Raw genomic sequence first — 24,473 nt, 5'->3', positions numbered from 1 at the left:
CACATGCAAATATACCGCGCAAGCAACTACCTGTGTTCAAGGATTGATGGCCGCCTGCTTGGCGCCATTATGGTGAAGGAGCAACCATGGGCATCAAGGACGACGCCGTCGAGGTACGCGCCCAGGGATGGCGCACCCTGGCGGCCCTGCACGGCTTGATCGAAGGTGAGCTGGAACGCTCCCTGCAGGCCGAGTCAAAGCTTTCGGTGGTGGAGTACACCGTGCTGGATGCCCTGAGCCGGCAGGACGGCTGGCACATGCGGATGCAGCAACTGTCCCGCGCCACGGCGCTCAGCCCCAGCGCGACCACGCGGCTGGTAAACCGGCTGGAGGACCGTGGCCTCCTGACCCGGATCCTGTGCGACGACGACCGCCGCGGCATCTACACCGAGCTGACCGCCAGCGGCAGCAGCCTGCTTACGGAGGCCCGGCCGGTCCACGATGCCACCCTGGAGCGTGCGTTGAACCACGCCCAGGCCGTCCCGGAGCTGTCGCCGCTGGTAGACGCCCTTCCCCGCCTGCACGCGCCGGCATAGAACAGCAACCCCCGGAAGGAATATCACGGGGGCTGCTGTTTGATGCGCGGGAAACGGACGGTGACGGTCAGGGGACCTTGGCTGCGGCGTCCGTGGCGTGGCTGCCGGCGACGTTCTTGAAATAGTGCTCCAGGTCCTCGAGGCTCTTGTCCTTGGTCTCGGGCACATACTTGGCGGCAAACGCGATGGCGCCGACGCCCAATGCGGCGAACACAAAGAAGGTACTCGAAATCCCGATGGCCGCCAGCAACTGCGGGAATCCAAACCCGATCAGGAAGTTGACGATCCACAGCAGGAAGGCCGAAGCACCCATCCCCAGGCCGCGGATCTTCAGCGGGAAGATCTCCGAGAGCATCAGCCATGTCACCGGCGAGATGGCACCCTGCTGGAATGCCAGGAAGGTGACGGTCAGGGCAAGGATCACGAAGCCCCGGCCGGGGCCTTCGGGCAGGATCAATGAAAAGAGGCCGATCAGCAGCAGCGCCGTCGTGGTGCCCACCTGTCCGGTGATCAGCATCCGGCGCCGGCCCACCTTACCCAGCAGCCAGATCCCTACGAACGTGGCAAGCACTGAGATGACGCCGTTGGCGATATTGGCCGTCAGCGCGGCCTCGCGGCCAAAGCCGGACTGGGACAGGATCTGGGTGCCGTAGTACATGATCGAGTTCACGCCGGTGATCTGCTGGATCACCGCAAGGCCCAGGCCTACGAAGAAGATACGCCGGAGCCAGGGGATGCCCAGATCCTTCCACGAGCCCATCTTGGACTTGTAGTCCTCCACGGCCATGGCTTTGACTTCTTCGAACTCCCTGCGTGCGTCCTCCTGCGAACGGATCCGCTGCAGCACGCTGAGCGTCTCGCCGAAGCTGCCAATGGAGGCAAGCCACCGGGGGCTCTCTGGCATGAAGTTCATCCCGATCCACAAGGCGATGGCCGGAAGCGTGGCGATCACCAGCATCCAGCGCCAGATGCCGTGGGACTCGCCGAAGGAGTTGCCGAGGTAGGCGTTGAAGATGAAGGCCAGCAACTGCCCCGTGACGATCATGAGTTCGTTTTGGGTGACGATCCGGCCGCGCCGGTTGGTCGGCGATACCTCGGCCAGGTACACGGGAACCGTCACCGACGCCCCGCCCACGGCCAGCCCCAGAATGAAGCGCGCGGCGATCATCACCCCGGTACTGGGTGCGAACGTGCACCCCAGGGTGCCCAGCAGGAACACAACCGCCAGCAGCATGATCATCCTGCGCCGCCCGTTGCGGTCCGCCAGCCGGCCGCCAAAGAGGGCGCCGAAGGCGGCACCGAACAGCAACGACGAGGTCACCAGCCCCTCAGTCAGCGGGGAGAGTCCCAGGTCCTCCTGCATGTAGGGCAGGGCACCGTTGATGACGCCGGTGTCATAACCAAACAGGAGGCCGCCGAAAGTGGAGATGATGGTGACGGTCCGCAAAGCCCGCTGGTGGTTGACCGGACCCGCTGCGGTATGCGCAGGCGAACTCACAGGCTGACCTTTTGGACATATTGCTTCATGGTCTCCAGCTGGTAGCGGGAAACCTCTTCCGCTTTTTCGTTTTCGGCAAAGACGCTGGAGACCATGACAGTATTCTCCCGGTCCAGGAAGCCGATCTCCTTCAGGCCACCAAAGAACTCGTCCCAGTTGACGTCGCCGTCGCCAATCTTCAGGTGCTGGTGGACCCGGACCGGGTTGCCGGGCGGGTTGGTGATGTAGCGGAGGCCATGGGAGGCGTGGTGGTCCATGGTGTCGGCCACGTGGACCAGCCGGAGCTTGTCCCCCGCTGCCCGCATGATGTCCAGCGCCGGGTTCTGCATGTGAAAGCTGTGCGATGCCACGTAGACCATGCCCACGTTCCTGGAGTTGACGCCGCGGATCATGCGGATCGCGGCGAGGCCTTCCTCCACGAAGTCGTCAGGGTGTGGATCGATGAGCAGGTCGATCCCCTCACGCTCAATGATCGGGAGCAGTTCCTCCATGGAGCGGTAGAACGCCCGCTCGGATTCCTCTGCCTTCTCGGGCCGGCCGCTGAACTCGGTGTTCATGGTGCCGACGCCAAGGTCCACGGTGATCTGGATGGCCCGCTTCCAGTAGCGGACGGCGGCTTCGCGGGCGTCCTCGTCCGGGCCGGACCAGCGCAGCACGGGCAGCACGGAGGCGATCTCGATTCCGGCGTCACGGCAGGCCTTCTTGAGCTGGCCCACCAGTTCGTCATCCGCCTTGGGGTGGTTGAAGAACGGGATGAAGTCCGCGTGCGGGGTCATTTGCATGTACTTGTAGCCGAGGTCCGCCACCACCTTGGGGAACTCGAGCAGGCTGTGCGAGTGGTGGAACGGGGTGGGGTCAAGTGCGATTTTCACGAAAACACTCCATTGTGGATCAGTCAGGGAACAGAAAAGGGGACGGATGGCTCCGCCCCCTTCCTCCTGTCCTACTTGTAGAGGTCGGGCTTGGCCGCCAGCTTTACGGCAACCTTTTCGCCGTTCTTCTGGGCCTCAACGCCGGCTTCACAGCAGGCGGCGGTGGCGTAGCCGTCCCAGGCGGAGGGGCCGCCGATTTCGCCCTTGAGGGCCGCGTCCACCCAGGACTGGATTTCCACGTCGTAGGCTGCGCCGAAACGCTCCTCGAACCCGGGCGTGACGTTGCCGCCCCAGCGCCCGGCGGTGCGGGTGTAGGGGCCCGTATCCCCGCCGATGCTGACGATCCCGTCCTCGAAGGAGGCCTGGGTGGCCACCTCGTAGCCGAATTTGGCGTTGACGTAAATTTCGACGTCGGCCAGGACCCCGGATTCTGTCTCGAGCAGGACGTGCTGGGGATCGTGCTGGCCGTTGGGCGCATTCCTGGTTGCCTTGCCCAGGCGGACCTGGACGCTGGTAATTTCCTCGCCCGTGAAGTAGCGGATGGCGTCGAATTCGTGGACGACGGAGTCGTTAATGAGCATCTCGTTGGTGAAGCCTTCGGGGGTGGTGGGGTTGCGGTGCTGGTGGTGGAGCATCAGCAGTTCACCCAGTTCCTGGTTCCGGATGATCGAGCCAAGTGCCGCGTATTCGGCATCGAAGCGGCGCATGAAGCCCACCTGGATGCGCTGGTGGGCCAGAGCAACCTCAGCTTCGACGATTTTCCAGGACGATTCGGCGTCCGGGGTGAGCGGCTTTTCGCAGAGGATCGGGATGTCCTTGGCGAGCGCCTTGAGCAGGATGTCCTGGTGGAGGAAGCCCGGGGTGGCGATCAGCACCGCGTTGACGTCGCCGTTGTTCAGGGCTTCGTCCGCGTCGGCCAGGGCCACGGCGCCGGGGATGCCCTCAATGGCGGCCTGGGCGCGGGCGAGATCGACGTCGACGACGGCGGCAACTTCGGCGCCATGGATCCGCTTGTGGAGCCGCTGGATGTGGTCGGCGCCCATGCGGCCTGCACCGATGACGGCGACGCGGAGGGGTTCAGTCATTGTTCTGTCCTTAAGGTTCTGGGAGGGAAGAGGTCAGCTGACGGCGGTGCGGGAGCCGCAGGACAGCAGATAGTTTCGGGTGCGCTTGGCGATCGGCATGGGCACGTCGAAGGCCACGGGGTACATGTCCTGCTCCACGATGCCGAAGATGGGCCGGTCCAGGGCTTCCACGGCTTCGATGACGGCGCGGAGGTCCGGCAGCCCGTTGGGCGGTTCGGTCATGACGCCGGCGAGGTTGGCTGCAGCCCAGGTCATGTTCTCGTCGTTGACCTTCTTCAGGATCTCCGGGTTGATCTGCTTCAGGTGCAGGTAGCCGATCCGGTCCGGGTAGTTCTTGATCAGTTCCAGGCTGGAGGCGCCGCAGTATTCGGCGTGGCCGGTGTCCAGGCACAGGTTCAGGTATTTCGGGTCCGTGGCGGCAAGGAGGGTCTCAATGTCCTCTTGGGCTCCCACGTGCGAGTCTGCGTGGGAGTGGAATTGCTGCTGCAGGCCGAAGTCTTCCAGGAGTGTCTTGCCCAGGCGGTTGTGGCCGGCGAACAGGTCGCTCCAAGCCTTTTCGCTCAGGGTGCCGCTCTCCACGGCCTCGCCGGTGACGTCGTCACGCCACATTGCCGGGATGACCACAATGTGCTCACCGCCCATGGCGGCGGTGAGTTCGGCGACCTTCCGTGCGGGTTCCCACGCAGCCTCCCACTGGTCCAGGCCGCGGTGGAATGCGGTGAACACAGTGCCTGCGGTGACCTTGAGGTCGCGCTGCTTCAGTTCTTCGGCAAGCCGGATGGGATCGTTGGGCAAGTAGCCATAGGGGCCCAGCTCGATCCACTTGTAGCCGGATTCGGCCACCTCGTCGAGGAAGCGTTCCCAGGGGGTCTGCTTGGGATCGTCCGCGAACCAGACGCCCCAGGAGTCCGGCGCCGTGCCGATGATCAGCTTGTTCTCAGTCATGTGTCTGTTCCTTTGGAGGGTTTTGACAGGCTCAACCACCAGTGGTTGAGCCTGCCGAAACCGGGTGGGGACTAGTTGGAGGGGAAGTTGTAGGAGGCGCCGGAGGCGTGGTGGGTTTCGGGCCAGCGGGAGGTGACCACTTTGCCGCGGGTGTAGAAGGAGACACCCTCGGGGCCGTACATGTGCTTGTCGCCGAAGAGGGAGGCCTTCCAGCCGCCGAAGGAGTGGTAGGCCACCGGGACCGGCAGGGGAACGTTGATGCCGATCATGCCGACAGTAACCGACCGCTGGAACGTCCGGGCGGCCGCGCCGGAGGAGGTGAAGATGGCGGTGCCGTTGCCATAGGGGTTGGCGTTGATGAGCTTGATGCCGTCTTCCAGGGTGTCGACGCGGACCACCACCAGGACGGGCCCGAAGATTTCCTCCGTGTAGGCGGTCATTTCGGTCTTGACATGGTCAAGGACGGTGGGTCCCACCCAGAAGCCGTTTTCGTGGCCCGGGACAACCAGGTCGCGGCCGTCCACCACCATGGCAGCCCCCGCTGTTTCGGCGTCGGTGACGATCCGGACGATGCGTTCCTTCGAGGCGGGGGTGATGACCGGGCCCATTTCAGCGCCGGGCGCGGTACCGTTGTTGACCTTCACGGCTTCGGCGCGTTCCTGGACCTTTGCCACCAGCGCATCGGCGGCGTCTCCGACGGCGACCGCGACGGAGATGGCCATGCAGCGTTCACCGGCGGATCCGAATGCGGCGGCCGCCAGGTGGTCGGCGGCGTTGTCCAGGTCGGCGTCGGGCAGGACGATGGCGTGGTTCTTCGCCCCGCCCAGCGCCTGGACGCGCTTGCCGTGCTTGGTGGCGGTCTCGTGGACGTACTGGGCGATCGGGGTGGACCCGACGAACGAGATGCCGTCCACGTCCGGGTGGGTCAGGAGCCCGTCCACGGTTTCCTTGTCGCCGTGCAGGACCTGGAACACCCCGTCCGGCAGGCCGGCGTCCTTCCAGAGCTTGGCGAGCAGGAGGGAGGCGGAGGGGTCGCGTTCGGAGGGCTTGAGGATGAAGGCGTTGCCGGTGGCGATCGCCATCGGGGCCATCCACAGCGGCACCATGACCGGGAAGTTGAACGGGGTGATGCCGGCGACGACGCCGAGCGGTTCGCGGAAGGAGAAAACATCGATGCCGGTGGAGACCTGGTCCGAGTAGTCGCCCTTGAGCAGGGTGGGGATTCCGCAGGCGTACTCCACTACTTCCAGGCCCCGGCCGATCTCGCCCTTGGCGTCGGAGAGGACCTTGCCGTGCTCGGCGGTGACGAGGGCCGCGAGGTCATCCACATGGGCGGCGACGAGCTCGCGGAATTTGAACAGCACGGCGGTGCGCTTGGCCAGGGAGGTCTCGCCCCAGGAATCGGCGGCCTTGCGGGCGGCGGCGACGGCGGTGTCCAGGTCGGTCCGGTTGGCCAGGCGCAGCTCGCCGGTCACCGCACCCGTGGCGGGGTTGTACACGTTCGTGGTGCGGTCGCCCTCGCCTGCAGTTTCGGCGCCGTTGATGAAGTGGTTGATGACGGTTGCTTCGGTGGTGGTGGCAGTCATGGAACTCTTCCTTGAGTAGTGGAAAGTGAGGTTCAGCCGAGCAGTTTGCGCTGGCGTGACTTGTGGTCGGCGTAGGTCTGGAAGGCCTGCTTGGTGGAGTCCAGTTCGGCGACCTGGGAGACGGGAACGTCCCACCAGGACTCGGAGGATGGTGCGTCCAGGAGCGGATCGGACTCGACGTGGATCAGGATGGGGCCGCTGCCCTCCGGGGCGGCCTTGGCGTCGCGGAGGGCCTGTTCGAGTTCGGCGATCACCTTCTCCCCCGGTTCGATCCGGATGACCTTTACGCCCAGGGATTCGGCGTTCAGTGCCAGGTCCACAGGCAGGGTATCGCCGTTGTCGAAGCTGTGCTGCTCCTCGTCCAGCGCCCGGTACTGGGTGCCGAACCGCTGCGAGCCCAAGGATTCGGACAGGGAGCCGATGGAGGCGTAGCCGTGGTTCTGGATCAGGACCACGATCAGCTTGATGCGTTCAGCGACGGCGGTGACCAGTTCGGTGTGCATCATCAGGTAGGAGCCGTCCCCCACCATCACGACGACGTCCCGCACCTCCGCGCGGTCCTCGCCCGCCGCCGTCGTACGGGCCGCTTCGGCGAGCACTGCCCGCTTGACGCCCAGGCCGCCGGGGATCTCGTAGCCCATGCAGGAGTAGGCGTATTCGACGTGGTAGCCGAACGGGTCCCGGACGCGCCACATCTTGTGCAGGTCCCCGGGCAGGGACCCTGCCGCGCAGATGACCACATCCCGGGCATCCATGGCCCGGTTGGTGGCACCGATGATCTCGTTCTGGGCCGGCAAGGGGGTGTACCGGGTGTCGAACGCCTCATCCACGGTGGCGTCCCAACGCTTCTTCTCTGCCGCGACCAGCTCCGCCAGGTCCGCGCCGATGCGGTACCCGCCCAGCGCTGAGTTCAGCTTCACCAGTGCCTTGCGGGCGTCCGCGACGATCGGGAGGCTGGTGCCGTGCTTGTAGGCGTCGAGCGGGGCGACGTTGATGTTGATGAACTTCACGGTGGGGTTTTGGAACGCGGTCCGGGATGCGGTGGTGAAGTCCTCGTAGCGGGTTCCGATGCCGATGATCAGGTCCGCTTCGGCAGCGATGGCGTTCGCCGCGGTGGTGCCGGTGGAGCCGATCGCTCCGAGGGACTGGGCGTGGTCCCACGGCAGGACGCCCACGCCGGCCTGCGTATTGCCCACCGGGATGCCCGTCAGTTCCGCAAACTTTGCCAGTTCTTCGTTGGCGTACGCGTAGAGGACGCCGCCGCCGGCAATGATCAGCGGACGCTTCGCGGCACGGATAGCCGCAGCAGCACGTGCGATGTCGTCGTCGTCGGCCTCGGGGCGGCGGATCCGCCACTCCCGCTCGGCCAGGAATTCCTCAGGGACATCGAAAGCCTCGGCCTGGACGTCCTGCGGCAGCGAGATGGTGACGGCCCCGGTCTCGGCCGGGTCAGTCAGGACCCGCAGCCCGTGGTGGAACGCGGAGAACAGCTGCTCCGGCCTGTTCACCCGGTCAAAGAACTTGGACAGCGGCCGGAACGCGTCATTGACCGTCAGGTCATAGGCGTAGGGCTGTTCCAGCTGCTGCAGCACCGGATCCGCCGCGCGGGTGGCGAACGTATCAGACGGCAGCAGCAGCACGGGCAGCCGGTTGGTGGTCGCCAGGGCGGCGCCGGTCAGCAGGTTGGACGAGCCCGGGCCGATCGAGGTGCTGATCGCGTAGGTCTGGCGGCGGCGGGTATGCCGGGCGTACCCGACGGCCTGGTGGACCTGGGCCTGTTCATTCCGGCCCTGATAGTACGGCATCAGGGTGGGGTCCAGCTGCTGGTACTGCTTCAGCGCCTGGCCCACGCCGGCCACGTTGCCGTGCCCGAAAATACCGAAGGTGCCCGGAATGAGCCGTTCCCGGTACTCCACACTGCCCACCTTGTCGACGGTGTACTGCTTGGACAGGTATTCGACGACGGCCTGGGCCACCGTCATCCTGCGCGTTCCTGTTGTGCCCATGGGACTACTCCGATGCTTCCGTGGTGTGGTGCAGCAGCGAGGCGGCGGTGGCGACGGCGCCGGCGACGTCCCCGTCTGCGGGATAGAGAAGGGTCCGGCCAACCGTGAGGCCCTGGACGCCCGGGAGAGCCAGCGCAGCTTCCCAGGTGGCGAAGACCTCGTCCTGGGTACCGTCGGGGTCACCGCCCAGCAGGACCGTGGGCATGGTGGTGGCCGCCATGACGCGTTCCATCTCCGCCACGACCGGCAGCTTCATCCAGGTGTAGGCGCTGGTGGAGCCCAGGCCCTCGGCGATCGCGATGGACTTGATCACCGCGTTGGTGGAGAGGTCGTTGCGGACGCGGCCGTTTTCCCGGACCGAGAGGAAGGGCTCCACCATGGCGATCAGCTTCCGTCCGGCCAGCGAATCGATCGCGTGGGCGGTCGCCTCCAGGGTGGCAACGGTGTCCGGGTCGCCAAGGCAGATCCGGGTCAGCATCTTCCCGCCGTCGGCACCGAGCGCCTCCAGCGCGGCGGCCGTGTGGCCGGTGAAACGGTCATCTATCTCGTTGACCAGCCCGGCCAGGCCGCCGCGGTTCATCGAACCGAAGACGAGCTTCCCGTCCAGTGCGCCCAGCAGCAGGAGGTCGTCCATGATGTCCGGGGAGGCCAGGACGCCGTCCACGGCGGGGTTGGCCAGGGCGATCTGGAGCCGGTCCAGGAGCTGGCGGCGGTCAGCCATGGCCACCGGGTTGCTGCCGACTGCCAGGGCGCCCCGGGCCGGGTGGTCGGCGGCGACGATGAAGTTCTGCCGTCCGGACTTCAGGCCCGGGTGGCGGCGGCGGGACTTCGCGGCGCGGGCCACAGCCTCCGGGTCCTCAAGGCGGATGGTGCTCAGGTGCTCGTAACGGCGCGGATCATCATCCACGGTGCGGTTGGAGGCAATCGGGGTGAGGGTCACAGTGCTGCTCCTTCGGTGGCAAGCTGCGTGGCGGAACCGCCGCCGGGGACCGGCCGGCCCCGGTCCGCCAACAGCGAGGTGACCTCCTCCGGCGTCGGCATGGCATCTGCGCAGGACAGCCGGGAGGCGACGATCGCGCCGGCGGCGTTGGCGTAGTCCAGGACCTGGGCCAGCGGCCAGCCGGAGAGGAGGCCGTGGCAGAAGGCGCCGCCAAACGAATCGCCGGCACCCAGGCCGTTCAGCGTCTCCACCGGCACGGGCGCAGACACCACCCGCTCGGTGCGGGTCTTGGCCATCACGCCTTCCGGGCCAAGCTTGACGACGGCGATTTCCACGCCGGCGGCCAGCAGGCGGTCCGCCTGCTCGTCCGGGGTCCCCTCCCCCACGGCGACGGCGCATTCCTTGTCATTGCCGATCGCAACCGTGACGTGCGGCAGGATCCTGGCCACTTGGGCCCGGGCGTCCTCCTCGGATGCCCAGAACATGGGCCGGTAATCCAGGTCCAGGATGGTGAACTGGCCGTCTTTCAGGCCGGTACGGGGGCGGGACTCGTGGGCTGCGAGGTGGGCACTGCGGGAGGGTTCCTGGCACAGGCCGGTCACCGTGGACCAGAAGATCCCGGCCTCCCGGATGGCGTCCAGGTCCAGCTCGCCGGCGTGGATCTGGAGGTCCGGCGCCGTGGGGAACCGGCCGTAGAAGTAGAGCGGGAACTCATCGGTGGCGGGCTTGATCGCGCAAAAGGTCACCGCAGTGGGCCAGTCCTTGACCGGCGTGACGAAGGCGTCATCCACATTGAACTTGTGGAGCTCGCGGTGCAGGTACGCCCCGAACGGGTCGTCCCCGGTCCGGGTGATCACGCCCGTCCGGCGGCCATGGCGGGCGGCGGCAACGGCGACGTTGGACGGCGAACCACCCAGGTACTTGCCGAAGGACGTCACGTCCTCCAGGCCAACCCCGATGTCGTTCGGGTAGATATCAACGCTGATGCGCCCGATCGTAAGAAGCTCATGGGTCACGGGAATCGTGGACCTTTCTGGTGTGGAACTCGAATCCTTCGAAGGGACGGGAGTTCCGGAACTGGCAGGCCGTGGTGTGGGCCACAGGCACTACTCTGCCCTAGATCGAATGTCCTGTCAAAGGTTTGTACTGACATACTTACAACAAGCGTTATACCCGTTTCCCGCAACGCTTCGGAGGCCCGCAGTTACTGCTTGGGGACCGCCAACTCGCCGGTAATGTACTGCGCACGGCCGAATCCGAACGACCAGTCACCGGCACCGTTTTCCACATAGCCGATGAAGACATCCTCCCCGGCAACCCCCAGCCCGGCGAGCTTGTCGGCCACGGCGGCGAAAAGCCGCTGCTTGGCCTCCTGCGACCTGCCAGCTTGGGTGAAGATCTGGATCATCACCACTCCTCCGGTGCGCTCAAATCCCAAACCCGCATCCTGGGCAATAATCCGGCCCTGCGGATGCTCCGTCAGGATGTGGAAGTAATCCTGCTCCGGAATTCCATACTCGGCCAGGATTGCTTCATGGATCCCGCGGCTCAGTTTCTGCAATTCCTCGGAGGTGCGGCCTTCGTTGACGTCGATGCGGACCAGGGGCATGATCATTCTCCTTCGGTTAGTTTGTCCTGACATCCTAACAAATAGTAAGACGATGGAACAAACCCCTTGCGCGAATCCCGCCGCGGTGGCTACCATTAATCAACCACAAGGTTGATAAACATTGAAGTTGACTAATGAGGAATGACATTGATCTCCGATGACGCGGCCCTGGACGTGGCCTTCATGGCCCTGGCCGATCCCGTGCGTCGAAGGATCATCGCCCGGCTCAGCAGGGGCCCGGCAACAGTGAACGAATTGGCTGAACCTTTCGAGATCTCCAAGCAGGCAGTCTCGAAGCACATCCAGGTACTCGAGCAGGCGGAACTGGTGACCCGGACCAGGGACGCACAGCGCCGGCCCGTGCACCTGAACCCGGCGCGGCTTGAGGCGCTGACCGCATGGATTGACCAATACCGTTTGATCCGCGAAGGCCAGTTCCGGAGCCTCGACGCCGTTCTACGATCCAACGCTGCGCACAGCGGCGACCACGTCAGTGGCGAACAATCCACCAAGGAGTGAAGATGAGCAATTCCCTGAAACTCAGCGTTCCCGAGGGCACCCCCTTCATCGATTACGAGCGCGAGTTCGATTTCCCGGTCGCGGACGTGTTCCGCGCCCACAAAGAACCGGACCTCATTGTCCAGTGGCTGGGCCCGCGGGGCATGAAGATGGACATTGACTACTATGACTTCCGCACCGGCGGCAGCTACAGCTACCTGCACACCGGACGCGATGGCGTCGCCTACGAGTTCAAGGGCATCTTCCACACCGTCCGGGAGAACGAATTCGCCATCCAGACTTTCGAGTTCGGCGGATACCCGGATGTGGTCAGCCTGGAGTTCATGACGTTCGAGGACCTCGGCAACGGAAGGACCCGGCTCCGGGGACATTCCGTCTACCCCAGCCAGGAAGCGCGCGACGGCATGGCGCAGTCGGGCATGGAGGGGGGCATGTCCGAAGGTTACGAGCGGCTGGACGAACTGCTGGCCGGGGCAGCGGCCCCCGCCTGACGCAAAAGCATCGCTTCATCCAGGACGCGGCCCAGGTTCGCGGGGTCGTGGGCGAACCTGCCAAGGAAGAGTCCGTCCGCGGCTGCCAGCTGCGGCAACAGTCCGGGACCGGCGCTGCCGCCGTACATCAGGGGGCAGCCCGGGCCCAGGGCTGCCCGGATCAGCCCGAGGACGGCGTTGACGTGGTCCGGGCCGGCGGGCTCGTCGGCGCCGATGGCCCATACAGGTTCGTAAGCAAGGACCAGGAGAGGCAGCAGCGCCTCGTCGCCGCCCGTCGCGGCGCGGACCTGCCGCACGCAGAATTCGGCGGCAGCACCGGCCTCGAGCCTGTCCGGCTCGCCGATGCACAGCAACGGCGTGAGGGAATGGCCGACGACGGCACGCACCTTGCGGGCCACCACGGCGTCGTCCTCGGCGAACAGCCGGCGGCGCTCGGCATGTCCGATTTCCACCAGGCGGACGCCAAGTTCGGCCAGCATGCCGGGGCTGACTTCCCCGGTGAGGGGCCCGTCCCCCCACGCGCAGTTCTGCGCTCCGAGCAACACCGGCGAACCGGCCAGGATCCGCGCGGCCTGTTCCAGTACCGGAAAAGAAGGGATGGCAAAGACCCGCACCGGAGAATCCTTGGCGGCGAGTCCGGGCCTGTCATCGACGACGGCGCGCACCTCCGACAGCCAGCGCAGGCTTGCCTGGTAGCCCAGGTACATTTTGGTGCTGACGCCGATGTGGAGGGCGCCGTTGCCTGTGCTGCTGCCGGAGGTACTCATGGTTTCCTTGCGTCGTGGTGGCTGCGGACGTGCTCAGTCGAGCAGGTCGTCGGCCTTGTTCTGGAACCGCTTGGTGGCGTACATCATCGCGGCCGCCACGAACGGCAGCACCCCGAGGGCGTAGACCCCCATGGATCCGGTGGGTGACTGGGTTGCCTCGTTGACTGCGGTCCGCAGGATCGGCGCCACGAAGCCGCCCAGGTTGCCCAGGGAGTTGATCAGTCCAATGCCTGCCGCGGCCGCGGACCCGGCCAGGAACGCGGTGGGGTAGGACCAGACCACCGGACCTACGGCAAGGAAGCTGCAGACTGCCAGGGTAATGAAGACCATGCCCAGGACTGGCTGGTGGTTGGTCCCCGACCAGGCTGAGCCAAAGATGCACAGGCCGGTGGAGATGAACAAGATGGTGCCGAACTTCCGCCGCTTCGCCACCGTGTCTGCGGCCTTGCCGATGAAGTAGCAGGCGAAGATGCCGAAGAACCAGGGCACGGCGATCAGCAGGCCGACGGCGAGCCCTACCTTCTGCCCCGTCAGCGAAGACACCTGCTGCGGCAGGAAGAACGTGACGCCGTAGACCGCGACCTGCAGGCAGAAATAGATCACGGTGAAGTACCAGACGCGGCCATTGCGCATGGCGGCGAGGATGCCGCGCGGGCCGTGCTCGTCCTTGATGGTGTCCTCCAGGGCCATGACTTCCTTCAGTGCGTACTTTTCTTCGCTGCTGAGGAACTGGGCTTTCTCCGGGCCATTGATCAGGAAGAAGAACGCCGCGATGCCTGCCAGGACGGCCAGCATGCCTTCGACGAAGAACATGACCTGCCAGCCGCGAAGTCCCGGCACCTGGTCGCCGATGTTGATGAGCCAGCCTGAGAGCGGGTTGCCGATCATCTGGGAGAACGGCTGGGCCAGGTAGAAGATGGCAAACATCTGCACGCGGACCTTGTTCGGAAACCATTCGGCCAGGTACATGATCACGCCGGGAAACAGGCCCGCCTCGGTGACGCCGAGGAGGAAGCGCAGGATCACGAATGAGGTTTCGCCCTGGACGAAGGCGAAGCACGCCGAGACGATGCCCCAGGTGATGGCGATGCGTGCCAGTCAGATCTTGGCACCGACCTTCTTGAGCAGCAGGTTGCTGGGAATCTCGAAGATCGCGTAGCCGATGAAGAAGATGCCGGCGCCCAAGGCGAAGGCCGCCGCGGACACCCCCTTGTCCGTGCCCAGGGCGGCCTCGGCGAAGCCGACGTTGGTCCTGTCCAGGAAGGAGACGACGTAGAGGATGACCAGCATCGGCATGAGCCGCCGGGCCGCCTTGAAGATTGCCGATTTCAGGACCGGCCGGGCCAGGAGTTCCTTGGATGTTGCGGTGGTTTCAGACACAGCACTCTCCTTCGAGTGGGTGACGGTGATGGGCCTGCGGGCCGGCGGCCTGCAGGGCTTGGTGGAGGCGGCACGCCGCTGTGCGGTGGCGGCGGCGTGCCGTCAGTGCATGTACAGGCCGCCGTCCACGTTCAGCGTCTGGCCGGAGATATACCCGGCGTCCTCACCGATCAGGAAGGAGATGGCTGCCGCAACATCCCGGGTGGTGCCCACCCGGTTCACCACCAGGTCCTTGACGAGTTCGTCCTTGCGTTCTTCGCTGAGGGTGCCGCCCATGATGTCGGTATCGATCGGGCCCGGTGAGATGGCGTTGACGGTGATGTCGTACTCCCCCAGTTCCCGGGCGGTGGCGCGGGTCAATCCGATGACGCCGGCCTTGGCCACCGAATAGGGGGTCTTGCTGAAGGTGCCGCCGCCGCGCTGGGCGGAGACGGAGGAGATGTTGACGATCCGTCCCAGCCGGTTCCTGGCCATCGATTCGGCCGCCCGGCGGGTGGCGTAGTGGACACCGTTCATGTTGATGTTGAGCACCCGGTCCCATTCCGCGCCGTCGAGTTCGAGGTAGGGAACCGGGGAGCTGACCCCGGCGATGTTCGCCAGGGCCACGAGTTGGGGAAGTTCGGCCTCGATCTCGTCGATGGCGGCGCGCACTGAGGCTTCGTCGCCAATGTTGGCGCCGACGCCGTGGGCCTGGACGCCGTGCTTCTCGGCCAACTCCTTGGCGAGGGCCTTGCTGGCGGCATCGTCAAGGTCGATCACGCCGATGTTCCAGCCGCGTTCAGCCAGGTACTCCGCGGTGGCACGGCCGATGCCGCGCTCAGACACGGCACCGGTGACGATCACCGTGCGTTCTGTGGGAAATGACGTCATGGTTGTTCCTTCGGGTGGGGTGGACGGACGGCCTAGGACAGGGGTGCCGGGCCCAGGTCCTCCATGAGCTTCTGCATGGCGACGTATGCCTTGTTCCGATAGGCGACCAGGGCTGCCGTACGGTCGGCGGGGACGTCAAGGAAGCCGGAGCCGGTCTTGGTACCCAGCTGGCCGGCGTCGACCTTGTCCTGCAGGATCTGCGGGGTGGCGAACCGTTCCGGAAACCCTGTCTGCAGTGACTTGTAGCAGAAGGCGTAGACGTCCAGCCCGGCCATGTCAGCGATGGCGAACGGGCCGAAGAACGGCAACCGGAAGCCGAAGGTGGTGCGGACCAGGGTGTCCACGTCCTCGGCGGTGGCGATGCCTTCCTCCACCACCTGCGCGGCTTCGTGGAAGAGGGCGTACTGCAGCCGGTTCAGCACGAACCCGGTGACGTCCTTGACGGTGGCCGTCTCCTTGCCGGTTTCTGCGACGATTTCGCGGGCGGCCTGGACGGTGGCCTCGGAGGTGCCCTCGTGAGGGATGACTTCCACGCCGGGGATGAACGGGGCGGGATTGGAGAAGTGGACGCCCAGGAAGCGCTCCGGGTTGTCCACCACTTCGGCGAGCTTGGCGATGGAAATGGTGGAGGTGTTGGAGCCGATGATGGCGTCCGGGCGGGCGGCGGCGCTGATCCGGCCCAGGGTGGCGTGCTTGATCTCCAGGACCTCCGGCACGGCTTCCTCGATGTATTCGGCGCCAGCCACGGCCTCTTCGATGTCCTTGGCGGCCCAGAGGTTTTCCTTGAGCTTTTCGGTGGCGCCGGCGGGGAACAGCCCGGCTGCCACGAATTCGTCGGATTCCTTCAGCAGCCGTTCGTAGTTGCTTTGCGCGATGTCGGCGGAGACATCGGCCAAGGCAACCCGGGCCCCGGCAAGTGCCAGGACCTGGGCGATCCCGCCGCCCATGTAGCCTGAGCCGACGACGGCGATGTTGCGAGTGCTCATTTGTCTTCATGTCCTTCCGACGCGTCCTCGTAGGAGGAGATGGCGTCTACTTTTGCCGCGGATGCGGAGTTTTCGTCGAAGCGGTGGTCCAGCCACTCGCCCACGAGTTTCTTGGCCAGCTCCAGGCCGATGACACGCTGGCCCATGGTCAGTACCTGGGCGTTGTTGGACAGCACTGAGCGTTCCACCGAGTAGCTGTCGTGGGCGGTCACGGCCCGGATGCCCGGTACTTTGTTGGCTGAGATGGCCACGCCCAGGCCCGTCCCGCAGATCAGGAGGGCGCGGTCCGCCTCACCGGCCGCCACTTTGCGGGCAGCAGCGACGGCCAGGTGCGGGTAGGCGGTGGTGTCGTCGGCGTCGACGCCCACGTCCTCCACCGAGGCGACGCGCGGGTCCGCCTCCAACAGTTCGCGCAAGGCATTCTTGTATTCCACGCCGGCCTCGTCATTGCCGACGACGATGCGCCAGCCGGGTTTGGTGTTTTCGGTCATCCGGTGCTCCTTAGTGGCTTTCAATGGTGGCGGCGTAGTCGGCCACCCTGCGGGCGATGAGGCCGAAGGAGACGGCGCCGGGGTCCGGGTGGCCGAGGCTCTTTTCGGCCAACGGCCGGGCCCGGCCCTTCTTTGGGCTGAGGCCTGCGGTCGCGTCGGCGGCCGCGGCGGCCGACTCCGCTGCCGCGCGGAGGCTGCCGGCCAGGCTGCCGCCGTCGTCAAGTGCCTTGGCGAAGGTGTCGGCGAACGGAAGGAGCGCGTCCACCATGGTCTTGTCGCCGGCTTCGGCCTTGCCCAGCGTGACGATGGCGTCGCGGAGGGCGTTGACGGCCGCCGTCGCGTCGGCGGTTGTGTAGGCGTCCTTGCTGCCCAGGGTCCTGCCGACGGCGGTGACGGCCGCGCCCCAGAGTGCCCCGGAGGTCCCGCCGGCCCGTTCGGCCCATTGCTCCCCCGCCGCCGCGAGGACTTCCTCCAGGCCGGCGCCGCCGGCGTGGGATTGTTCCGCAGCGGCGACGGCAGCGTCCACGCCGCGCCGCATGCCGATGCCGTGATCGCCGTCCCCGGCGATGGCGTCCAGCTTTCCCAGCGCGTCTTCGTGTTCGACGACGACGGCGCGCGCCTCCTTCAGCGCGCCCACCGCCGTGGCAGCCAGGGCCGTCGACGCCGGGGTGGCGGCCAGCGCCGGCGTCGTCCCTGCCTCGGCCAGGGACTTGAAGGCCCGTGCCCGGCGGGGTGCCAGGTTGCCCTTGCGGAAGGCCGGCGTGTCAGCGGGGGCGGCCCAGAACTTCTCCAGCTCGGCGTCCAGCCAGAACAGCGTCAGGGACAGGCCGGACATGTCCAGGCTGGTGACCAGCTCACCGCACTCGGGCTCGACGATCTCGAGTCCGGCCGACGTGAGCAGCCCCTCGATCCTGCCGAACAGCAGGAACAGTTCGTCGTACTTGACGGTCCCCAATCCGTTGAGGATGGGCACAACCCTGCGGCCGGCGCCTTCCGGCTTGTCCTTGAGGAGTCCGTCCACCAGCAGCCTTGCGAGCTCGCCGGCGGTGGGGAGGGGCTGCTCGGAGATGCCAGGTTCGCCGTGGATGCCCAAGCCCACCGACATCATGCCGTCAGGAACGGTGAACAGCGGCTCGGCTGCTCCGGGGAGGGTGCAGCCGGCGAAGGCCACGCCCAGTGAGCGGGTGTGGTGGTTGGCCTTGAGGGCGAGGCGCTCCACCTCGTCCAGGTCCAGGCCGGCTTCAGCTGCCGCGCCCGCTACTTTGAAGACCGTGAGGTCGCCGGCGATGCCGCGCCGTTTGTCCATCTCCTCGACCGGTGCGCTGGCGATGTCGTCGGTGACCAGCACGGTCCGGGTCCGGATGCCTTCGGCGTTCAGCTTTTCCTGCGCCTGGCCGAAGTGGAGGACGTCCCCGGCATAGTTGCCATAACTCAGCAGGACGCCGCCGCCGGCCTGGGCAGCCTTTGCAACGCGGTAGACCTGCCCTGCCGAAGGCGAGGCAAACATGTTGCCGCAGGCGCTTCCTGCCGCAAGTCCTGCCCCCACCAGGCCGGCGAAGGCCGGGTAGTGGCCGGAGCCGCCGCCGATGACCAGGGCAACCTGTGCCGCCGGTGATTCGGTGGAGCGGACCACGCCGCCGTCAACGCGGGCCACGTACTGGCGGTTGGCGGCGACGAAGCCGTCGAGGGCGTCGTCGGCGAACTGCGCTGGATCGTCAAATATCTTTGTCATGATTCCTCGTTGAACCGTGTGGGGTGTGTGCGGGGCTTAGCGCGCCGGAACAGCGGCCGGGGTTTGCCGGCCTTGCGCCACCAGGCTGGTTCCCAGGGCGTAGCCGTCGCGCTTGGGCAGGACCTGTCGACGCAGGTAGTCCTGGTTGGCCGCGGTAACGCTCAGGCCGTCCCCGCCGTAGTGCTCGGTGCAGATGATGCCTTGGAACCCGGCGGAGAGGGCGAACTCGAAGGCTTCGCGGTAGCTGATGAGGCCATATTCCATGGGTGCGGGCATGGCGACATAGTGGTCCCGGGACTGGTCTTCGTCACGGATGTAGTTCTTGACGTGCCAGTAGTTGGAGTAGGGCAGCGTTTTGTGGACCAGTTCGCGCCAGTCCTCGATGGGCCGGTGCAGGCGGATCAGGTTTCCCAGGTCCGGGTTCAGCCCCACGTTGGCCAGGTCGATGTCCTGGACCAGGCGGACGGAGGAATCCGCGGTGCCCAGGTAGGTGTCCTCGTACATCTCCAGCGAAACCAGGAGACCGAGCTCGGCGGCGTGCTTGCCCACTTCCCGGATGCGGGTGACGGCGTTGTGCCAGGTTTCCTTGTCTCCCACTGGGTCCTTGTGGCCCTCGACGGTCCAGAACCACAGCTGCTTCTGCTGCTCCGGGGTGATGGCCTGGTGCAGGCCGATCGAGACCACCTCGCAGCCGAGCTGCGCCGCGGACTCGAGGGTGCGGTGGGTGTAGGCGAGGTTTTCTTCCCAGTTGCCTTCTTCGATGACGCTGCGGCGGATGGCGGAAATGGAGGGAAGCCCAAGGCCCGCAGCGCCGGCGGCGGCCTTCAGCTCGTCCAGCCGGGAGCTGGAGAGATCGCCTGGGCGTACCCAGCTGTCGGTGAGGTCGGCGTTGGTGAAACCGGCGTCAGCCACTTCCTCGAAGACCTTCTGCCAGTCGTTCGCAGGAGCGTCCTGGGCAGCGGATCCGTCCGGCCTGGTTCCGGGGAACTGCAGCAGGGCAGCGGCGATGGGCCAGCTTTCGGCGGTGTACGGCATTGTCACTCCAGATTTAGAATCGCATTTCCTATAGGATCTACGTTATTCAATGGCTCTGTCAAGGGGTCTTGCGGGACGAAAAGGTGGCAAACGGGGGACAGCCACCGTGCCTGGCACCGCCGGAACAGGGCGGGTTGGTACTGCTAGCTGCGCACTTCGCTGTCGTGCTGCGAGCGCTGCTTGACGCCTTCTATGTGGTCGATCATCTTCTGCCGGGCGAGCTCGGCGTCGCCGGCCTGGAAGGCTTTGAGGATCTCTGTATGCTCGGCGATGGCGAAGTCGGCATCCGTGACGCCCAGGCCGCCAAAGAAACGGAAACGCTGCACCTGGCCGCCGAGGGCGTTGTAGGCGGACAGCAGGAACTGGTTGTCCGCCGACTCGGCGATCATGCGGTGGAACCGTTCGTCCGCTTCCCAATAGGCGCGGAACTCGGCGAACGACGGGCCGCGGGGCGCCGCTTTGAGGTCCTCGATGGCCTGCTGGAGCCGCCCCGTGAGTTCCTGGTCCGCGTGCTTGCAGGCCATGAACGCATTGGCCGGTTCGATGACCAGCCGCGCGTCCATCAGGTCTGCCAGTTCTTCCGGAGAGAACAGGGGCGCCACCCGGTAACCGCGCAGGGCCATCCGCCGTACCATCCCGGTGGCTTCCAGCCGCGCGAGCGCCTCTCGGACCGGCGTCGGGGAAACGTCCAGTTCCCGCGCCATGCCATCAATGCTGACGGGGGTACCGGCTTCCAGCCGGCCGTCCATCAGGGCAACCAGGAGCGCCTCGTAGACATGGTCGGCGAGGACCTGCCTGCTGACGCCGCCCGAGGCCTGGTTCTTGGTTGCCATGTAGAAATCCTATAGCCGGCGAACGGGCCGGACCGCTGCCAAGCCGAATGTCCCCGGGCACACCCGCCTTGGGTGCCGTACGGGCGCCACCCCGCACGGCACCGGTCCCGGCTGCGCGGTCAGGACACCTGCAGGCCGCCATTGATGTCATAGGTGGCCGCGGTGATGTAACCGGCATCCTCGCCGAGGAGGAAAGCGATCAGGGCACCCACCTCCTCCCTGGTTCCCACCCGGCCCATCATGATCCCCTCGGACATTTGTGCCTTCCGTTCGTCGGTCAGCGTTCCGCCCATGATGTCAGTGTCGATCGGACCGGGAGCGATGGCGTTCACGGTGATGTTGTGCTGGCCCACCTCCCGGGCCAGGGCACGGGTAAAGCCAAGGATTCCTGCCTTCGAGGCGCTGTAGGCCACCTTGGAGTAAGTGCCGCCGCCGCGCTGGGCCGAGATGGAGGAGATGCTGACGATCCTCCCGAGTTCACGCTCGATCATGCCCTTGAGGACGCGCTGGGACACCACAAAGGTGCCGCGCATGTTGATGGCGAAAACCTTGTCCCATTCCGCCACGGTGGTCTCCATGAAGGGCGTCGGAGAGCTGATTCCGGCCAGGTTCACCAGTCCCACGATCGGCGGAAGCGCCTGCTCGATCGCGGCGATGGCCCGGTCCACCGATGCCTCGTCCGACACATCGGCGCCCACGCCGATCGCTTTGACCGCCCGGCTGGAGCCGATTTCGGCGGCCGCTGCCTGGGCGTCTTCGGCGTTGATGTCCAGGATCGCGATGGACCAACCCTCGCTGGCCAGCCGGTCTGCCGTGGCGCGGCCGATGCCGCGCGCCGATGCTGCGCCGGTCAGGACGGCGGTGCGTTCCGCCGGGAAGGCGTGCTGTGTGGTCATGGGTCTCTCCTAGTGGTTTTCGGCGGCAGGGACGGTGGCTCCGGGGGCGGAGACCCCTTCGGGCCGCTTGCGTGCGTAGAGGTAGGTGGCGGCGGCGGTGACCGCGAGGCAGGCGGCCAGGAACACCAGGCCTGCCTGGCTGTTTCCGGTGGCGTCCTTGAGGACACCCACGATGTACGGAGCCACGAAGCCGCCCAGGTTGCCGAGGGAGTTGACCATGGCAAGGCCCGCCGCGGCTGCGGCGCCGGTGAGGGCGGCAGACGGCATGGCCAGGAAGGGTGCGATCGCCGAGTAGATCCCCATGGCCGCGAGCGTCAGGAAGACCATGGCCAGCACGGCATTGACCGGTAGCAGGTAGCCGGCGCCCAGAAGTCCGACGGCGGCGAGGACCATGCTCATGCTGGCGTGCCACACCCGGTTGCCGGTATGGTCGGACCGCCTGCTCCAGAAGTAGACGAACACGGCCGCAATGGCGTAGGGGACGAAGACGATGAATCCCACCTGGGTGGAGTCGAACGTTCCGAGCGCCTTGACGATGGTGGGCAGCCAGAGCCCCAGGCCGTAAATCCCGCAGACCAGGCCGAAGTACAGCGCCGAATAGGCGATGGTCCGCGGGTCTTTCAGGCCGGCCAGGAAGTTGTGGTTGCCGCCCTTCTGCTTGGCGGCCAGTTCGGCATCCATGGTGGTGGTCAGCCACCCGCGTTCTTCCGGCGTAAGCCACTTGGCGTGTTCGGGCCGGTCCGTCATGACAAAGGGGGTGATGATGCCCAGCACGATTGCGGGGATGCCTTCAAGGATGTAGAGCCACTGCCAGCCGTGCAGCCCTGCCACGCCTTCCAGGTTCAGGAGCATGCCGGACACGGGTGCGCCGAGCGCGTTGGAGATGGGCTGGGCCAGGATGAAGATGCCCAGCACCGTCACCCGCTGCGCGGCCGGGAACCAAAGGGTCAGGTAGAAGAGGATGGCAGGGAAGAAGCCGGCTTCCGCCGCGCCGAGGAGGAAGCGGATGATGTAGAACGTTGCTTCGCCGTTAACCAGGAACATGGCGGTGGCGAAGATGCCCCAGCTGATCAGGATGCGGGCGATCCACTTCCGGGCACCGTACCGGTACATGCCGCCATTGGATGGGATTTCGAGCAGCGCGTAACCGAGGAAGAAGATGCCGGCGCCCAGGCCGTAGGCGGCCTCAGTGAGCCCGATATCCCCCTGCATGCCGAGCTTGGCGAAGCCCACGTTGTTCCGGTCCAGGTAGGCGATGAAGTACAGCAGGACAATCAGGGGCATGAGCCTCCGGCGGACCTTGCGAAGGGTGGCCTCGCCCAGCTCGCTGAGCGCGGGGGCGGCAGTACGGGAGCTCATCGCCGGCCTCCCGCGGTGGGGTGGGGACCCTCGAGAAGGGAATGCGCGCACATAACGACTCCTTTGGCTGGCGGCATTTCGGGGGAATTGATATCAGATGTCTGATGTCTGACTGAGATTCTAGTCACAGGCGAATGTGGTCGTCAACACATGCTGGAGGCTGCCGGGTGCGGCAGGAAGAATGGCGTCCGGACGTGACCGGGCGCACCCGGCAGCGCCTAGCCGGCCGAGGCGCCGTTGCGGCTCGAGACGGCGAGGTAGTTCTCGTAGTCCTCGAAGGTCTGGGTGATGTGGGCGTCCATGGTGGAGCGCGCCGTGGCGGGATCGCCCGCAGCGATGGCTGCGAGGACCATTTTGTGATGGTGGATGGCGTGGCGCTGCACGTCCGGGAACGCGGAAGTCTCGCGGCGCATGGCATACAGCAAGGTGGAAAGCTGGCCCAGCAGTGCGGGGACGAACGGGTTGCCGGACGCACGCAGCACGGTGTCATGGAAGGCAATGTCGGCCACGGTCAGGGCATCGACGTCCCCGGCCTGGTGGGCCGCTTCCATCTGCTCCACGCTGTCCTGCAGGGCAGTAAGGTCAGCCGGGCGATGGCGCGAGGCAGCGAGCTCGGCCGCCCCGGTCTCCACCATCCGGCGGACCTCAAGCAGGCGAAGGGCCACCTGGTCGGACGCCACCCCCCTGGAGGCAGCCTGCATGATGGCGTCCATGCCGGTCCAGCGTTCCGGCGGATTGACGAACGTGCCGAGGCCACGTTTTACGTACACCACGTTCTGGGCCTTCAGCACTTTCATGGCCTCCCGGGCCGTCAGCCTGCTGACCCCGGATTCCTTGGCGATGTCCGCCTCCGGCGGCAGGGCGTCGTCGGCCTTGATCTCTCCGCTGAGAATGTGCTCAAGGACCTGGTCCACGACGACGTCAACCAGCGTTCGCCGCGCCTCTGCCATCCTGCTCCCCTGCCTGGGCACCGTGGCCCCTCTTGCCTTTCAACCCTACTCGACGTACGGCGGCCGGCGACGTCGGTTACACGCCCCGCTTAAACGCCGAACGCGGGGCCACCCCCGGGCCGCCCCATCGATGAGGCGGAACCGGAAGTGGCCCCGCGCTGAGCGCAGGGTTCCCTAGAGGGCTGCGAAGACCTCGCGGAGCAGCTTGGCGGTCTCGGAAGGCGTCTTCCCAACCTTCACGCCGGCGGCTTCAAGGGCTTCCTTCTTGGCCTGGGCTGTACCGGCGGAACCGGAGACGATGGCGCCTGCGTGGCCCATGGTCTTGCCTTCGGGAGCCGTGAATCCGGCAACGTAGCCAACAACCGGCTTGGTGACGTTGGCCTTGATGAAGTCGGCTGCACGCTCTTCGGCGTCGCCGCCGATTTCGCCGATCATCACGATGGCCTTGGTCTCGGGGTCGGCTTCGAAGGCGGCCAGGGCATCAATGTGGGTGGTGCCGATGATGGGGTCGCCGCCGATGCCGATGGCGGTGGAGAAGCCCAGGTCGCGCAGTTCGTACATCATCTGGTAGGTCAGGGTGCCGGACTTGGAAACCAGGCCAATCGGGCCCTTGCCGGTGATGTTGGCGGGGGTGATGCCCACCAGCGCTTCGCCGGGGGTGATGATGCCGGGGCAGTTCGGGCCGATGATGCGGGTGACCTGGTTGCCGTTGGCGTCCACGGTCGACTGGGCGAGGGCCCAGAATTCGGCGGAGTCCTGCACGGGGACACCTTCGGTGATGACCACGACCAGGCCGATGCCGGCCTCGATGGCTTCGACGACCGCGTTCTTGGTGAATGCCGGCGGCACGAAGACGATGGAGACGTCCGCGCCGGTTTCAGCAATGGCTTCCTTGACGGTGCCGTAGACGTTGATTTCCTTGTCACCGTGCAGGACCGTGGTGCCGGCCTTGCGGGCGTTGACGCCGCCAACGATGTTGGTGCCGGCCTTGAGCATCAGGGCGGTGTGCTTGGTGCCTTCGCCGCCGGTGATGCCCTGGACGATGACCTTGGAATCCTTGTTGAGGTAGATAGACATGGTGCGTCCC

At 66.1% G+C, this 24,473-nt stretch carries 23 protein-coding genes and 1 pseudogene; 3 read left to right on the top strand and 21 right to left on the bottom strand.

The features are described from left to right. The first annotated feature begins 86 nt into the window (after positions 1–86). Positions 87–536, top strand: coding sequence for a MarR family winged helix-turn-helix transcriptional regulator (locus tag ACFVVC_RS15520; protein WP_387455030.1), 450 nt, complete (start codon positions 87–89; stop codon positions 534–536). A gap of 67 nt (positions 537–603) precedes the next feature. Here ACFVVC_RS15520 and ACFVVC_RS15515 read toward each other — a convergent pair whose 3' ends face one another. The 9 genes from ACFVVC_RS15515 to ACFVVC_RS15475 all read right to left on the bottom strand — a co-directional run bounded on the left by ACFVVC_RS15515 (position 604) and on the right by ACFVVC_RS15475 (position 11,077). Then, entirely contained in the window at positions 604–2,034 is a 1,431-nt protein-coding gene (locus ACFVVC_RS15515) for a sugar porter family MFS transporter (protein WP_387455028.1), read from the bottom strand. Then, positions 2,031–2,906: a sugar phosphate isomerase/epimerase family protein gene (locus tag ACFVVC_RS15510; protein ID WP_387455025.1), complete on the bottom strand. Its 876-nt coding sequence runs from the start codon at positions 2,904–2,906 to the stop codon at positions 2,031–2,033. Before ACFVVC_RS15510 ends, ACFVVC_RS15515 begins: the two co-directional genes overlap by 4 nt. Positions 2,907–2,977: 71 nt before the next feature. Then, the gene (locus tag ACFVVC_RS15505) at positions 2,978–3,991 is read right to left on the bottom strand and encodes a Gfo/Idh/MocA family protein (protein ID WP_387455022.1); all 1,014 of its coding nucleotides are present in this window, start codon (positions 3,989–3,991) and stop codon (positions 2,978–2,980) included. A gap of 33 nt (positions 3,992–4,024) precedes the next feature. Continuing rightward, positions 4,025–4,936, bottom strand: coding sequence for a sugar phosphate isomerase/epimerase family protein (locus tag ACFVVC_RS15500; protein WP_387455019.1), 912 nt, complete (start codon positions 4,934–4,936; stop codon positions 4,025–4,027). Between the two features lie 71 nt (positions 4,937–5,007). Then, entirely contained in the window at positions 5,008–6,522 is a 1,515-nt protein-coding gene (locus ACFVVC_RS15495; RefSeq protein ID WP_387455016.1) for a CoA-acylating methylmalonate-semialdehyde dehydrogenase, read from the bottom strand. Positions 6,523–6,554: 32 nt separating this feature from the next. Further along, a complete protein-coding gene (iolD, locus tag ACFVVC_RS15490) occupies positions 6,555–8,504 on the bottom strand; it encodes a 3D-(3,5/4)-trihydroxycyclohexane-1,2-dione acylhydrolase (decyclizing) (RefSeq protein ID WP_387455311.1) in 1,950 nt (649 codons plus the stop codon). A gap of 28 nt (positions 8,505–8,532) precedes the next feature. Then, on the bottom strand, positions 8,533–9,468 hold the full coding sequence (locus tag ACFVVC_RS15485) for a deoxyribose-phosphate aldolase (protein WP_387455014.1): 936 nt from the start codon (positions 9,466–9,468) through the stop codon (positions 8,533–8,535). Continuing rightward, positions 9,465–10,484, bottom strand: coding sequence for a 5-dehydro-2-deoxygluconokinase (gene iolC / locus ACFVVC_RS15480; protein WP_387455011.1), 1,020 nt, complete (start codon positions 10,482–10,484; stop codon positions 9,465–9,467). The genes ACFVVC_RS15485 and iolC overlap by 4 nt, the downstream gene beginning before the upstream one ends. 188 nt (positions 10,485–10,672) lie before the next feature. Then, positions 10,673–11,077, bottom strand: a complete 405-nt coding sequence (locus tag ACFVVC_RS15475) for a tautomerase family protein (RefSeq protein ID WP_387455008.1) — start codon at positions 11,075–11,077, stop codon at positions 10,673–10,675. A gap of 141 nt (positions 11,078–11,218) precedes the next feature. Here ACFVVC_RS15475 and ACFVVC_RS15470 point away from each other — a divergent pair, with 141 nt between their 5' ends. Together ACFVVC_RS15470 and ACFVVC_RS15465 are read left to right on the top strand one after the other, a co-directional pair. After that, positions 11,219–11,596 carry an ArsR/SmtB family transcription factor gene (locus ACFVVC_RS15470; RefSeq protein WP_387455005.1) on the top strand — a complete coding sequence of 126 codons (378 nt, stop codon included), beginning with the start codon at positions 11,219–11,221 and terminating at the stop codon, positions 11,594–11,596. 2 nt (positions 11,597–11,598) lie between these two features. Next, complete coding sequence (locus tag ACFVVC_RS15465) at positions 11,599–12,087, top strand: SRPBCC family protein (protein WP_387455003.1); 489 nt, start codon at positions 11,599–11,601, stop codon at positions 12,085–12,087. On the opposite strand, the gene ACFVVC_RS15460 is transcribed toward ACFVVC_RS15465, so the two are convergent. The 12 genes and pseudogenes from ACFVVC_RS15460 to sucD all read right to left on the bottom strand — a co-directional run bounded on the left by ACFVVC_RS15460 (position 12,039) and on the right by sucD (position 24,463). After that, complete coding sequence (locus ACFVVC_RS15460; protein WP_387455000.1) at positions 12,039–12,854, bottom strand: triose-phosphate isomerase family protein; 816 nt, start codon at positions 12,852–12,854, stop codon at positions 12,039–12,041. The genes ACFVVC_RS15465 and ACFVVC_RS15460 overlap by 49 nt on opposite strands. A gap of 33 nt (positions 12,855–12,887) precedes the next feature. Beyond that, positions 12,888–14,234 (bottom strand): annotated as a pseudogene (locus ACFVVC_RS15455) (MFS transporter). A 102-nt stretch (positions 14,235–14,336) separates the two neighbouring features. Further along, complete coding sequence (locus tag ACFVVC_RS15450) at positions 14,337–15,104, bottom strand: SDR family NAD(P)-dependent oxidoreductase (RefSeq protein WP_387454997.1); 768 nt, start codon at positions 15,102–15,104, stop codon at positions 14,337–14,339. A 32-nt stretch (positions 15,105–15,136) separates the two neighbouring features. Next, on the bottom strand, positions 15,137–16,090 hold the full coding sequence (locus tag ACFVVC_RS15445; RefSeq protein WP_387454994.1) for a 3-hydroxyacyl-CoA dehydrogenase family protein: 954 nt from the start codon (positions 16,088–16,090) through the stop codon (positions 15,137–15,139). Next, the gene (locus ACFVVC_RS15440) at positions 16,087–16,581 is read right to left on the bottom strand and encodes a ribose-5-phosphate isomerase (protein WP_387454989.1); all 495 of its coding nucleotides are present in this window, start codon (positions 16,579–16,581) and stop codon (positions 16,087–16,089) included. Before ACFVVC_RS15440 ends, ACFVVC_RS15445 begins: the two co-directional genes overlap by 4 nt. 10 nt (positions 16,582–16,591) lie before the next feature. Continuing rightward, positions 16,592–18,313 (bottom strand): dihydroxyacetone kinase family protein, encoded by a 1,722-nt coding sequence (locus tag ACFVVC_RS15435; protein WP_387454987.1) that lies wholly within the window; start codon positions 18,311–18,313, stop codon positions 16,592–16,594. Between the two features lie 36 nt (positions 18,314–18,349). Continuing rightward, positions 18,350–19,348 carry a sugar phosphate isomerase/epimerase family protein gene (locus ACFVVC_RS15430; protein ID WP_387454984.1) on the bottom strand — a complete coding sequence of 333 codons (999 nt, stop codon included), beginning with the start codon at positions 19,346–19,348 and terminating at the stop codon, positions 18,350–18,352. 143 nt (positions 19,349–19,491) lie between these two features. Then, positions 19,492–20,181 carry a GntR family transcriptional regulator gene (locus tag ACFVVC_RS15425; RefSeq protein WP_387454981.1) on the bottom strand — a complete coding sequence of 230 codons (690 nt, stop codon included), beginning with the start codon at positions 20,179–20,181 and terminating at the stop codon, positions 19,492–19,494. A 119-nt stretch (positions 20,182–20,300) separates the two neighbouring features. Further along, positions 20,301–21,077, bottom strand: coding sequence for an SDR family NAD(P)-dependent oxidoreductase (locus tag ACFVVC_RS15420; RefSeq protein ID WP_387454978.1), 777 nt, complete (start codon positions 21,075–21,077; stop codon positions 20,301–20,303). Positions 21,078–21,086: 9 nt separating this feature from the next. After that, positions 21,087–22,436: an MFS transporter gene (locus ACFVVC_RS15415; RefSeq protein ID WP_387454975.1), complete on the bottom strand. Its 1,350-nt coding sequence runs from the start codon at positions 22,434–22,436 to the stop codon at positions 21,087–21,089. 218 nt (positions 22,437–22,654) lie between these two features. Further along, positions 22,655–23,386, bottom strand: coding sequence for a FadR/GntR family transcriptional regulator (locus ACFVVC_RS15410; RefSeq protein ID WP_387454972.1), 732 nt, complete (start codon positions 23,384–23,386; stop codon positions 22,655–22,657). Between the two features lie 174 nt (positions 23,387–23,560). Beyond that, complete coding sequence (gene sucD, locus ACFVVC_RS15405; RefSeq protein WP_387454969.1) at positions 23,561–24,463, bottom strand: succinate--CoA ligase subunit alpha; 903 nt, start codon at positions 24,461–24,463, stop codon at positions 23,561–23,563. Positions 24,464–24,473 lie beyond the last annotated feature (10 nt).

Origin of the sequence: Pseudarthrobacter sp. NPDC058196 (assembly GCF_042882685.1) — a bacterium.
Taxonomy (GTDB): domain Bacteria; phylum Actinomycetota; class Actinomycetes; order Actinomycetales; family Micrococcaceae; genus Arthrobacter.
The sequence above is the reverse complement of the archived record's forward strand: the minus strand, read 5'-3'. Positions and strand labels throughout refer to the sequence as shown.

Excerpts from the sequence above, each read along its gene's own strand:
- ACFVVC_RS15410 (WP_387454972.1), bottom strand. The coding sequence starts at position 23,386 with ATGGCAGAGGCGCGGCGAACGCTGGTTGACGTCGTCGTGGACCAGGTC.
- ACFVVC_RS15475 (WP_387455008.1), bottom strand. The coding sequence starts at position 11,077 with ATGCCCCTGGTCCGCATCGACGTCAACGAAGGCCGCACCTCCGAGGAA.
- ACFVVC_RS15440 (WP_387454989.1), bottom strand. The coding sequence starts at position 16,581 with ATGACCGAAAACACCAAACCCGGCTGGCGCATCGTCGTCGGCAATGAC.
- ACFVVC_RS15460 (WP_387455000.1), bottom strand. The coding sequence starts at position 12,854 with ATGAGTACCTCCGGCAGCAGCACAGGCAACGGCGCCCTCCACATCGGC.
- ACFVVC_RS15445 (WP_387454994.1), bottom strand. The coding sequence starts at position 16,090 with ATGAGCACTCGCAACATCGCCGTCGTCGGCTCAGGCTACATGGGCGGC.
- ACFVVC_RS15520 (WP_387455030.1), top strand. The coding sequence starts at position 87 with ATGGGCATCAAGGACGACGCCGTCGAGGTACGCGCCCAGGGATGGCGC.
- ACFVVC_RS15430 (WP_387454984.1), bottom strand. The coding sequence starts at position 19,348 with ATGCCGTACACCGCCGAAAGCTGGCCCATCGCCGCTGCCCTGCTGCAG.
- ACFVVC_RS15500 (WP_387455019.1), bottom strand. The coding sequence starts at position 4,936 with ATGACTGAGAACAAGCTGATCATCGGCACGGCGCCGGACTCCTGGGGC.
- ACFVVC_RS15470 (WP_387455005.1), top strand. The coding sequence starts at position 11,219 with ATGACATTGATCTCCGATGACGCGGCCCTGGACGTGGCCTTCATGGCC.
- ACFVVC_RS15465 (WP_387455003.1), top strand. The coding sequence starts at position 11,599 with ATGAGCAATTCCCTGAAACTCAGCGTTCCCGAGGGCACCCCCTTCATC.
- ACFVVC_RS15435 (WP_387454987.1), bottom strand. The coding sequence starts at position 18,313 with ATGACAAAGATATTTGACGATCCAGCGCAGTTCGCCGACGACGCCCTC.
- ACFVVC_RS15420 (WP_387454978.1), bottom strand. The coding sequence starts at position 21,077 with ATGACCACACAGCACGCCTTCCCGGCGGAACGCACCGCCGTCCTGACC.
- ACFVVC_RS15505 (WP_387455022.1), bottom strand. The coding sequence starts at position 3,991 with ATGACTGAACCCCTCCGCGTCGCCGTCATCGGTGCAGGCCGCATGGGC.
- iolD (WP_387455311.1), bottom strand. The coding sequence starts at position 8,504 with ATGACGGTGGCCCAGGCCGTCGTCGAATACCTGTCCAAGCAGTACACC.
- ACFVVC_RS15415 (WP_387454975.1), bottom strand. The coding sequence starts at position 22,436 with ATGAGCTCCCGTACTGCCGCCCCCGCGCTCAGCGAGCTGGGCGAGGCC.
- ACFVVC_RS15495 (WP_387455016.1), bottom strand. The coding sequence starts at position 6,522 with ATGACTGCCACCACCACCGAAGCAACCGTCATCAACCACTTCATCAAC.
- sucD (WP_387454969.1), bottom strand. The coding sequence starts at position 24,463 with ATGTCTATCTACCTCAACAAGGATTCCAAGGTCATCGTCCAGGGCATC.
- ACFVVC_RS15425 (WP_387454981.1), bottom strand. The coding sequence starts at position 20,181 with ATGGCAACCAAGAACCAGGCCTCGGGCGGCGTCAGCAGGCAGGTCCTC.
- ACFVVC_RS15450 (WP_387454997.1), bottom strand. The coding sequence starts at position 15,104 with ATGACGTCATTTCCCACAGAACGCACGGTGATCGTCACCGGTGCCGTG.